Genomic DNA, 352 nt, shown 5'->3' with positions numbered 1-352 from the left:
ATATAATCCGATAAAAAAGTAATCCATCTGTATAAAAAAGATCATCTTCTAATTTACTGATATTTCCATCATTGTAAAATGAGCCATATCCCAAATTATTGGGGGTAAGATTCTCCCAATCTGTTCTTAAGCTTTGCTCTAAGTTCCAATCATTACCAAGAAACAATTCCCTTTTCTGCATTAGAAAAATTGTATCTGGATATTTACTATGGTATGAGTTAAAAATAATTCTTCTGCCATCCAATTCATCACAATCATCAAATAAGGTAACAAAAACACTTATAGGGCAAGAATAATCAACAGTTAAGTCAGGATTATCCTTAAGAGCTTTTGTATAGAATGCATCTATAAT

At 30.1% G+C, this 352-nt stretch carries 1 protein-coding gene; it reads right to left on the bottom strand.

Translation table 11 applies throughout. The features are described 5' to 3' along the window. Positions 1–352: hypothetical protein (locus tag ACTHS3_RS17370; protein ID WP_440368684.1), on the bottom strand; the 352-nt coding region annotated here is incomplete at both ends.

It is taken from the genome of Neisseria sp. P0009.S007, assembly GCF_051962515.1.
This window is presented reverse-complemented; position numbering and strand designations above follow the sequence as displayed.